Here is a 10,921-nt window from a genome sequence, read left to right on the forward strand (position 1 = left end):
TGTGAATACTTTAATTATCAATTTAAAAAGTTCACAGGATCGTCGTGATTTTCAAAAAAGACAATTTGGGAAATTAGGACTGGATTTTGAAATATTAGAAGCATTTTCAGTTGCTGATCTGAGTGAAGAACAATACCAAAAATTCGGTTTTGGCTGGCAAAGGCCTTTGCGTAAAGTTGAGGTAGCGTGCTTTCTCAGTCACCAAAAAGCCTGGGAAGAAGTAATAAAAAGGAATCAGCCCTGTTTAATTCTTGAAGATGATGCCGTATTGGCTTCCAATACAAAAGAAATTTTAAACGAAATTGAACAGCATCAATTTTTAGATGTGGACTTAATTAATCTAGAAGTAAGAAGTCGTAAAAAAATTATTAGTCGAACACCCGTGTGTATCTTAGGTTCTACTCAGGTCGAATTATATGAATTATATCAAGATCGTACTGGAGCAGCAGGTTATATCCTCTACCCGAGTGGCGCGCAAAAATTATTAAAACGTTTGGCAAAAACCACACCGGCAATTGCAGATGGATTTATATTCTCTGCTTATGAATTACATTGTTTGCAAGCTGAACCGGCAGTGATTATTCAAGAAGATCAGCTTGGTGCTTATGGTCTCTTACAACAAGGGCGTTTTGATTCGACCATTGGGCGCTCTGAACACTTTAAACCTGAATTCAGCTCTATCAAAGAAAAATATAAGTTTAAAAAAAGACGTTTAGTAGGACAAATTGCAATGGCGATACGATATTTGCAGGTCATGGGAAAGGCAGAAAAAAGATTGATCAATCTAGATCAAGAAAAATTTATTCAGGATTAGTGCTTCATGAAAAAAACAATCGTATTAGCCATTTTTACTTTACAGGGAAATGGCGCTGAACGTTTTGCTTTAACCTTGGCAAAGGGCCTAATTGATGCAGGTCATGAAGCACATATTGTTTATTTTAAAAATATTATTGATTTACCGATTCCTGAGGGCGTAAAACTTCACTTTTTTGATTATCAAAAGTATCGTGCAATTCCTAAATTTATGCGTGCCAGTTTTGCAGCAAAAGCATTTGATCGGTTTGTTATTAAAAATATTGGGATCCCTGATCTTGTCCTATCAAACTTATTTCCTGTTGATTTTATATTATCAAAAAGTCAGTTACCGAATGTTCATTTAGTCATTCATAACACGACGAGTTTGGAATATGGTGAAAGATTAGAGGGAATGAAAAAACAGTTGGATAAAGTTTATTTAGCCAAGCCTTGTGTAGCAGTAAGTAAGGGTGTCGAAAAAGACTTTATTAAAGTATTTGGCTCAAAAAGTCGGATTACTACAATTTATAATCCGATTGATGTGGAACAAGTGGTTTCAACAGCAAATGAATATATTCCTGATATTGAAAAACCATATATTGTAAATGTTGGGAAGTTTAAGCAACAGAAACGACATGATATTTTAATTAAAGCTTATGCAAAAGCCAATGTTCAAGAAAAGCTGGTTTTGGTCGGGACTGGTGAACTATTAGAAACTTCTAAAAAATTGGTTAAAGATTTAGGGATAGAAGGCAAGGTTATTTTTACAGGCTTCAAAAAAAATCCCTATCCATATATTAAGCATGCAAAATTTATGGTTTTGTCGTCTGATTTTGAAGGGTTGGGTTTAGTAATTTTAGAAGCTTTAGCTTTGGGTATTCCCGTTATAAGTACTGATTGCCCTTCGGGTCCCAATGAAATTTTACAAGCTAATAATCTCGTTGCTGTAGGCAATATTTTTGAACTTTCGCTTAAAATCAATCAAGCATTAAAAGAGGTAGATAATTATTCAACAAATTTGAATCCATCTTTTACCCAAACTTATGCTGTTGCGGAATATATACGGTTAATCGATTAACTTAATAAATTTATCAGCCATCTCTTTAATATCGTAACGTTTTGATAAGTTTGGGGGAATTTGATATGGATTTTCTAATATATCTTCGATAGAATTTTTTAATTCTGCACGATTATTTGGTTGTACTAGACCGCGTTGCATATCAGGGGTAAAAAATTGATGTGATACTCCTTCGCTGCAATTATATGCAACGACATGAGTGCCATTTAATAGAGCTTCTCCAATAACAAGACCGAAGCCTTCTGTCTGAGAAGGGAGAACTAATATTTTACTTTTTTTAATATATTCGATAGGTTCATCCACCCAGCCAGTAAAATGAACACGATCGCTAATATTTAGTTGATTGACTAATTTTAAAAGTTTGTCTTTTCTTGCTCCATCACCAATAATAATCATATTTTTAATAATATGAGAATTTTTTAGAGCAAATAAAGCATGTTCAATTTGTTTGGAAGGTGATAAACGACCAACATAGCAAATATCCCATACTTTTTCTTTCTTTTCAGATTGTATTGTATCTTTTAAATTTAATCCATTATAAATAACATTTATATTAGAATTCTCTAAAATTTGAGAATATTTCAATTTTAAATCTTTATTAAGTACGATAAAATTTTTGTTTGAAAACACTTCCTTAAATTTATTAATAAATTTTATCTTCTTATATATATTTCTTAATATTTTAATCGGATTTGAAGTTTTATTAAATTCAGGAAGAATATCTGCTTGTGACCATATCCATATATTTGGATGATTAATAAATGATATGCTTAAATATGCATACCAAATAGTTAATATAACAGCTTCAGGTTTTATTTCATCAATAAGAGACTGGAGTTGTTCTTTCTTACTAGATTCTAATTTTTTGTCTATTAATAACTTCCCACCAACAAATTTAATAGGAAAATCAATAGATTGAATATTGAAACTCTTAGTCTTTTCTTTATAATTATTTATATCAATTAAGGTTATGATGTTTATTTCATAGCCTCTCTCTTGCAGTTTTTTTGCAAGATTAAGAGTCATAATTTCTGCACCACCACCTTTAAGATGATCAATAATAAAAAGAATTTTTTTCTGATCTTTCATTTTAAACCTAATTTTTAAGTTTTAATTTAAGTAGCTAATTTTTACTATGAGTAATATAAACTTTTGTCATTTTCCAACTTCCTAAACCGTTTATACCCCCACAAATATTGTTCTGGAGCGACATTAATCATGCGCTCCATTTCTTTATTTAAGGTATCAACCGACAGTTGTAAATCTTTAGATACAATATCATTTGATAATTTAGTCACGTAAATATCGTAGCCAGACAAATCCTCTCGTCTTAAACAACTAAGCCCAATTACAGAACATTGTGTTTTAGCTGCCAGTTTGGAAACTAAGGTAGAAGATAGCGCATTCTGATTGTAGAAAAGTGAGTAGATACCACCACTTTCTTTAGGTACATGATCCGGTAAAATTGCAGAAAAGCCACCCTGTTTTAAATGCTTAAACAAAGCACGTACACCAGAATCATCTGTAGGGACCAGTGTGGCATTCAGACGTTGCCGGGCTTCAAGCATAAAGCGGTCAACATCCTGATTCTTGCTGGGCTTATACATAATCACAGGGGAGGTGTGTTGATTTACCCAGACATTCAATAGCTCCCATGTACCAAAATGAGGCACCACCGCCAAACAGCCATGAGGATTTTGCAGAGCTTGCAGGAAAATATCTTCACTCTGCACATCTCGAATTAAAGACAGTGCATATTCAGAAGATGATCCCCAAATCTTGACTGATTCCGCATAAGTCATACACTGACTTTTCAGGCTGCGTTTGGTCAAATCAGCCCGTTCAGATTCAGAAAGCTCAGGATAAGCAGAGGCCAGATTAATCTCGGTCACTCGGCGTGCAGAAGAATGGCTGAAATACAAAAGAGATCCAGCCAATTGCGCAAGATTTTGAATGAATCTTAATGGAAGCTTGGAGAAATTTTTAAGTAGGGTGTACATGCTATCCAGATGGTCAGATTATAGGTCTTTGTCCGGATTGCCTTTCAGCACCATATAAATCAAACCCACAAAAATCAGCAGGGCACCTAAAATACTGCTCAGGCAAAAATACACAATACGGTCATTGGTATCGAGGTTGAACAGATTGTTGGCAAGGATATAGCGCATGAACAGCCATTGAACCACTGAAAATACAATAAGCATAATGCTGCGATTACGAACTGCAGGACGCATAGCCATTGCTAATTACCTTAGATTAAAAACTGTGGCTATTATGCCACTGTTCCAGATGTGACTCAATCACACAAAAAAAGCCCCACACGAGGCAGGGCTTTTTCACTTAAATCTTCAAGAATTATTCTTGAGATTCAGCTTTTGGTTTTTCACGTAAACGAATACCAAGGTCACGCAGTTGGTTTGATTCAACTGGTGCCGGTGCTTGCGTCAATGGACATTCAGCAGTCTTGGTTTTCGGGAATGCAATCACATCACGAATCGAAGATGCACCAGTCATGAGCATCACCAGGCGGTCAAGACCGAATGCCAAACCACCATGCGGAGGCGCGCCATAACGTAAAGCGTTCAACAGGAAGCTGAATTTCTCTTCGGCTTCTTCTTCACCAATACCAAGTGCTTCAAAAATTGCTTTTTGCATTTCAAGGTTATGAATACGCAGCGAGCCACCACCGACTTCAGTACCATTCAATACCATGTCATAAGCAACTGAAAGCGCAGCGCCCGGGTTGTTTTTCACGTCTTCAACGCTTGATTTAGGCAGCGTGAATGGGTGATGCACAGAGGTCCATTTGCCATCATCAGTTTCTTCGAACATCGGGAAGTCAACGACCCAAAGCGGCGCCCACTCGCAAGTTGCAAGTTTCATGTCATGACCGATCTTCACACGAAGCGCGCCCATGGCATCGTTTACAACTTTGGCTTTGTCTGCACCGAAGAATACGATGTCGCCATTTTCAGCGCCAACACGTTTCAATAGATCAAGCACGATTGGCTCGATGAATTTCACGATTGGAGATTGAAGACCTTCGATACCTTTTTCAAGTTCGTTGACTTTGATGTAAGCCAAACCGCGTGCACCGTAGATGCCTACAAACTTCGTATATTCATCAATCGCGCTACGTGGCAGTGAACCCGCACCCGGTACGCGAAGCGCAACGATACGACCTTTAGGATCTTTAGCAGGACCTGCGAATACTTTGAACTCAACGTCTTGCATCAAGTCTGCAACGTCAACCAGTTTCAACGGAATACGCATATCTGGTTTGTCAGATGCATAGTCACGCATTGCATCGTTGTAGGTCATGCGTGGGAATTTATCAAACTCTACGTTTAGAAGTTCTTTGAACATCTTCACGGTTAAAGTTTCCATTAAATCCATAATGTCATCGTCACTCATGAACGATGTTTCAACGTCGATTTGGGTGAATTCAGGCTGACGGTCAGCACGTAAGTCTTCGTCACGGAAACATTTCGCGATTTGGTAGTAACGATCAATACCGCCGACCATCAACAACTGTTTGAATAGCTGTGGCGATTGTGGAAGTGCGTAGAAGCTACCGTTAGATACGCGGCTTGGCACTAAATAGTCACGCGCACCTTCAGGCGTTGCACGAGTTAAGATCGGAGTTTCAACGTCTAGGAAGCCATTGTCTTCGAAGTAGTTACGAATCAGGTTGGTTAATTTAGAACGAAAACGTAAACGATCTAGCATTTCTGGACGACGGATGTCCAGGAAACGGTATTTCAAACGAATTTCTTCAGAAATATTGGTGTTTTCGTCATTCAAAGGGAATGGCGGAGTTTCAGACTGAGCAAGAACTTCAATTTCTTTACCCAAGACTTCGATTTGACCGCTCACCATATTGGCATTTTCTGTACCTTCATAACGGCGACGCACACGGCCTGTAATTTTTAATACAAATTCTGAACGTACTTTATCAGCAGTTGCGAATGCTTCAGGAGTATCTGGGTCAATAACCACTTGAACAAGACCATCACGGTCACGCATGTCAAGGAAGATTACACCACCGTGGTCACGGCGACGGTGTACCCAACCGCATAATGTTACGGTTTGGTCAATTTGAGCTTCGGTTAAAGAACCGCAGTAATGAGTTCGCATCATAGCGTTAGAAATCCAACTATATGGGTTAAGGTCAGCGAATACGTAAACAGCGTACCGCTTTGAGTAAAAGTAGGATTATGCCTCTTTGGGCATGTTGTCACAAGAACTTGGGTCAAAAACAATATCATTTTAAAGTGAATAGGCGCAAAGCCAGTGCTTTGTTTAACCCATCCTGCGATCTCTGTCTAAAAATAAAAACAATAAACAGCCCAGACTGAAGGTGATCAAAAAGCCTTGACTAAATTCATTGATAGAGCGACCAGTAAAATAATAGAGGTCCGATTGCCAGACTTCTGTAGAGATATAGCGTGCATAATCCCAGACCGAAAATAGGCCGGTAAATATAGAAAAGAGCAATAAGCCCCAGGCAAACGATTTGATTTTCACACTGACTGCAAGATATTGCTGATGAGTTTTATAATAATGCAGGCTCATCCACAGGATAAAAGGCAAGACAATCACGGAGGTGCCAATCTGTAAAATCCGGTGCAGCGGATAACTTTTTCCAAACAACTGAGAATGTTGGGCTAAGACTTCATGAAAGGCAAAAGTTCGAAAATCGACGTGGGTCAGTCCATCCCAGATTAAATGGGTGGCTGTACCAATGATGACTGCCAGACACATCACCAGGATAAATTTTAGTGCTGAAAGGATATTGTGAATCTTTAAATCATGCTGAATACCGATGAAACGGTAAATCACGGGCCGGTAAATCAGGTACCAGACCGCACAAAAAGCCAGACCGATCCAGAGATCTGGATGAATCAGAGAAGACCATAAATGGGTGATATTAGAATTAGTATGAGTAAATAGACGATGCAGATCTGGAACCATGCTGCCAATGGCCAGCGCAGCAACAGGTAGTCTATTCCCAGTCAAATATGAAATAGGTGGAGCAAGCACAGCATGCGATAAGGTAAAGGGCATAAAAATAGTGTTTTTAATGTAATAAAAAAATATTCAAAGGACATTCTAATAAAATATAGCACTGATTATCGTAAAGGATTGCAAAAATAATGAAATGTTATATTATAACATTCATCCAAAATACTGAATTTGAGCTTCGGTCATGTCCTTTCCTAAGAATCTAATAACATTGTCAATTTTTGCTGTAGTTGCACCTACAGTATTTGCAGAGCAATCCTCATCTTCTATCCCGGTTCAGACCATGGACACGATTCAGGTGCAAGCTCATCCATTGGTGCAGACTGCGGCGGATTTCGCGGTTGCGGATCAGGTCGTGAATCAGAAAGCGCTGTCTGAACGTGCCACCACCATTGGTGATGCCTTGGCAGATGAGCTGGGTGTTTATTCTAATCAATATGGTTCAGGCTCAAGCCGTCCTGTGATTCGTGGTCAAGATGGTCCACGTGTGAAAGTGTTGCAGCATGCGTCTGAAACAGCGGATGTATCCACTTTGTCTCCTGACCATGCTGTCACCGTTGATCCGATTCTGGCAAAACAGGTGGAAGTAATTCGCGGTCCATCAACCTTGCTTTATGGTGCCGGTACAGTCGGTGGTCTGGTGAATGTCACTGATCAAAAAATTCCGACCCAGATGCCTGAAGATGGTTTGGAAGGTACAGTCGGCCTGCGTTATAACTCAGGCAGTGATGAAAAACTGGCAAGTGCTGGTGTGACAGCGGGTATTGGTGAAAACTTTGCTTTGCGTGTAGAAGGCTCAAAACGTAAAGCCAATGATTATATTGCACCGGATTATTTTCATGAGCATGATGACGAATTAGAAAAAGAACGTCGTGTGGGCAATACTTTTGCTGAAGGGCAAACAGTCAATATTGGCGGATCATGGATTCATGATCGTGGTTTTGTTGGTTTGTCTTATAGTAACCGTCAGGATCAGTATGGTTTGCCAGGTCATAGTCATGAATATCATGGCTGTGAAATTCATGGCGATCATTTTCACTGTCCAAAACCGGGTGAAGATGAGCACGATCATGAAGAAACCGCGGGTCCTTGGGTAGATTTAAAGTCTGAGCGTTATGATGTCCGTACCGAACTTGAACAGCCTTTTGCCGGTTTTGAAAAGTTACGTGCGCATGCCAGCTTTACCGATTATGAACATGATGAACTGGAAGAAAATGCAGTCATCAGTAACTTTAAAAGCAAGGGCTATGATGCACGTTTAGAACTGGTGCATGTTCCTGTCGCAGGTTGGGAGGGGGTGATTGGAACCCAGCTTTCACAGCAGAAAATTAATTTATCGGCTCCAGAATCGCATAGTCATGCAGAACACGATCATGAAGGACATGAGCACGATCATAGTGAGCATGCGGATCATAATCATGATGTGTTGATGGCAGATACCAAAACCCAAAAATACAGCCTTTTTGCTTTAGAACATAAGCAGTTCGGCGATGTTCATGTTGAACTTGGAGCACGTGTCGATCATCAAAAAGTAAAAGTGGATTCGGAGCAAAAAGATTATTCCGGTACGGGTGTTTCTGCCTCTGCCGCTGCGAATTGGGAGTTTGCACCGAATTACAAACTGTCTGTAGTGGGATCACATCAACAGCGTTTGCCTCTAGCGCAAGAGCTGTATGCTGATGGTCTGCATTTTGCGACCAATACCTATGAAGTGGGGAATCCTGATCTTGATAAAGAAAGGTCAAATAATCTTGAATTAGGTCTGCACTATGCAGGGGATAAACTGGATTACCATGTGCATGTCTATCACAACTGGTTTGATGATTATATTTATGGCGAAACGGTAGCGCAGAAAGGTAATTTGCGCGGCGTGCAATATACCCAAGACCAGGCCAGATTCTATGGCACTGAGGCTCAAGCCGGTTATCAGATCAATGATATGTACAAGCTGAGTGTCTTTGGCGATTATGTGCGTGGCAAAATTGAAGCTGAGAATGCACCACGTGTACCTGCAGGTCGTTTAGGAACAAAAGTTGAAGCAGACTTTGCCGATGGCTGGTCAGGTCTGGCTGAATATTATCATGTCTTTAATCAGGACAAGATCGCCAGCTATGAAGATGAAACCCAGGGCTACAATATGGTGAATGTTGGCTTAAGCTATGCCAATAGCCTTGCAGATAACAATGCTTATCGGGTTTATTTCAAGGCCAATAACTTGCTTGATGATCAGGTGTATTCACATACTTCCTTCCTGTCGAATATTCCGCAGGTGGGTCGCAACTTTAGCGTCGGTGTGCAGTATGATTTCTAACAGGTCTACTGAAATAATCGACTAAATCATCTAGATCTCACTGAAATCTACTTGAAAAATCATAAGATAAAACCTAGCCTGAGTATATTGGGTTAGGTTTTTTCTTATGCGTATCTTTCAACGAATTCACAATAAATTAAACTGGTCGAATCGCCGTTATGTGGCTTTGATCATTAGTATGCTGGCCGTGGGTTATCTGGCTTCGGCGATCTACCACACGTATAAGCCTTTGCCGGAAGGTCTGAATTATACGGGCAAGCTGCGCCATGCCGAAGTCAAGTTTCTAGCCGATCAGACTTATCTGGATGCCGAAGGAAAACAGCATTTAGATCATCGTATTTTTAATGAAATGCTGAAAATGATTGAAGAGGCCAAATCGCTGATTGTGCTGGATATGTTTTTATTTAATCAGCAAACCGGTGCATCTACGCAGCAGCATCAGGCATTGAGTCAACAGCTGAGTGATGCTTTAATCAGTAAGCGCCTGCTGCAGCCTGAGGTAGAAATCAAATTTATTACCGATCCGATCAATTCAGTTTATGGCGGGATTAGATCCGAGCAGTATCGGGAATTACGTCAGCACGGTATTGATGTGATTGAAACCAATCTGACGCCGTTGCGGGCGTCCAATCCGAGCTGGTCGGGGTTCTGGTATTTATGTTGCCAGGGCATTGGTAATAATCCGGAAACAGGCTGGTTACCGAATCCATTTGGCCCAGAAAAAATTACTCTGCGCAGTTATTTTGATTTATTTAACTTTAAAGCCAATCATCGTAAAACCTTGGTGGTAGACACCGATCAGGGCTGGAAAGCGCTGGTCACCTCCATGAATCCGCATGATGGGAGTTCGCGGCATTCCAATATCGGTTTATTGGTCTGGGGAACCACAGCCGTGGATATTCTGAGAACAGAACAATCGGTTGGTATCATGTCACAGGCCAATATGCCAGCCATTATCGCGGGCGATTTTCAGGCAGAAAATACCCAGCCACAGGTGCAGGTCCTGACGGAAAAAGCCATTTATGATGCGACTTTAAATCTGATTCAGACGGCGAAAGAAAATGAACAGATTGATCTGGCCATGTTTTATCTGTCCGAGCGCAAGATTATTAAAAGTCTGATCGCGGCGCATGAACGCAAGGTTAAGGTTCGGGTTTTACTCGATCCCAATAAAGATGCCTTTGGCCGTGAGAAAAACGGGATTCCAAACCGACAGGTGGCTTCGGAACTGCACAAGGCAGGCATTGATGTACGTTGGTGCAATACCCAGGGTGAGCAATGTCATAGCAAAATATTGATGAAGCGTAATGCTCAGCAGGCTGAAATGATTTTAGGCTCGGCCAATTTTACAGTACGGAATTTGAAAAACTATAATCTGGAAACCAATATGCGCGTGGTGGGGCAGCCTCAGGCCGAAGTCTTTAGGGATGCTCAGCAATATTTTGAGGGTGCATGGTCAAATCTGAATGGCCGTTCGATGAGCGTAGATTACACTCAATATGCAGAAAACTCGTTCTTTAAATATTGGCTGTACCGCTTTATGGAATGGAGCGGCTGGTCGACGTTTTAGCATCTCTAATAATCTCCCTAAATCCCTCTTTTGAAAAGAGGGACTTTACCTCACTGCTGTCCCATAGTTTGCTTTAAATAAAAAAACCTGAGTCCTAACAGTTAAAATATGAGTGCAAACAAACACTTTAACGACCAGGATT

General features: G+C 40.2%; 9 protein-coding genes. 4 read left to right on the forward strand and 5 right to left on the reverse strand.

Annotation, left to right across the window (positions count from 1 at the left end; all coding sequences use genetic code 11):
- The first annotated feature begins 1 nt into the window (after window position 1).
- Both NI468_RS07520 and NI468_RS07525 read left to right on the forward strand, forming a co-directional pair.
- Entirely contained in the window at window positions 2–814 is an 813-nt protein-coding gene (locus tag NI468_RS07520; RefSeq protein ID WP_253101027.1) for a glycosyltransferase family 25 protein, read from the forward strand.
- Window positions 815–820: 6 nt separating this feature from the next.
- The gene (locus NI468_RS07525) at window positions 821–1,873 is read left to right on the forward strand and encodes a glycosyltransferase (RefSeq protein ID WP_247143803.1); all 1,053 of its coding nucleotides are present in this window, start codon (window positions 821–823) and stop codon (window positions 1,871–1,873) included.
- Here the strand turns inward: NI468_RS07525 and NI468_RS07530 are convergent.
- The 5 genes from NI468_RS07530 to NI468_RS07550 all read right to left on the reverse strand — a co-directional run bounded on the left by NI468_RS07530 (window position 1,862) and on the right by NI468_RS07550 (window position 6,940).
- Window positions 1,862–2,962: a glycosyltransferase gene (locus tag NI468_RS07530; RefSeq protein ID WP_253101030.1), complete on the reverse strand. Its 1,101-nt coding sequence runs from the start codon at window positions 2,960–2,962 to the stop codon at window positions 1,862–1,864. The two genes, NI468_RS07525 and NI468_RS07530, sit on opposite strands and share 12 nt — an antisense overlap.
- 44 nt (window positions 2,963–3,006) lie before the next feature.
- Window positions 3,007–3,873: a lysophospholipid acyltransferase family protein gene (locus NI468_RS07535; RefSeq protein ID WP_253101034.1), complete on the reverse strand. Its 867-nt coding sequence runs from the start codon at window positions 3,871–3,873 to the stop codon at window positions 3,007–3,009.
- A gap of 18 nt (window positions 3,874–3,891) precedes the next feature.
- On the reverse strand, window positions 3,892–4,113 hold the full coding sequence (locus tag NI468_RS07540) for a hypothetical protein (protein ID WP_004278319.1): 222 nt from the start codon (window positions 4,111–4,113) through the stop codon (window positions 3,892–3,894).
- Between the two features lie 115 nt (window positions 4,114–4,228).
- On the reverse strand, window positions 4,229–6,013 hold the full coding sequence (gene aspS / locus NI468_RS07545) for an aspartate--tRNA ligase (RefSeq protein WP_005246006.1): 1,785 nt from the start codon (window positions 6,011–6,013) through the stop codon (window positions 4,229–4,231).
- A gap of 162 nt (window positions 6,014–6,175) precedes the next feature.
- Complete coding sequence (locus NI468_RS07550) at window positions 6,176–6,940, reverse strand: DUF4184 family protein (protein WP_253101037.1); 765 nt, start codon at window positions 6,938–6,940, stop codon at window positions 6,176–6,178.
- Between the two features lie 142 nt (window positions 6,941–7,082).
- Between NI468_RS07550 and znuD the strand changes: the two genes are divergently transcribed.
- Entirely contained in the window at window positions 7,083–9,209 is a 2,127-nt protein-coding gene (gene znuD, locus NI468_RS07555) for a zinc piracy TonB-dependent receptor ZnuD (protein WP_253101041.1), read from the forward strand.
- A 106-nt stretch (window positions 9,210–9,315) separates the two neighbouring features.
- Window positions 9,316–10,779 (forward strand): phospholipase D-like domain-containing protein, encoded by a 1,464-nt coding sequence (locus NI468_RS07560; protein ID WP_253101043.1) that lies wholly within the window; start codon window positions 9,316–9,318, stop codon window positions 10,777–10,779.
- Window positions 10,780–10,921: the final 142 nt, after the last annotated feature.

It is taken from the genome of Acinetobacter lwoffii (genome assembly GCF_024129355.1).
GTDB lineage: Bacteria > Pseudomonadota > Gammaproteobacteria > Pseudomonadales > Moraxellaceae > Acinetobacter > Acinetobacter lwoffii_I.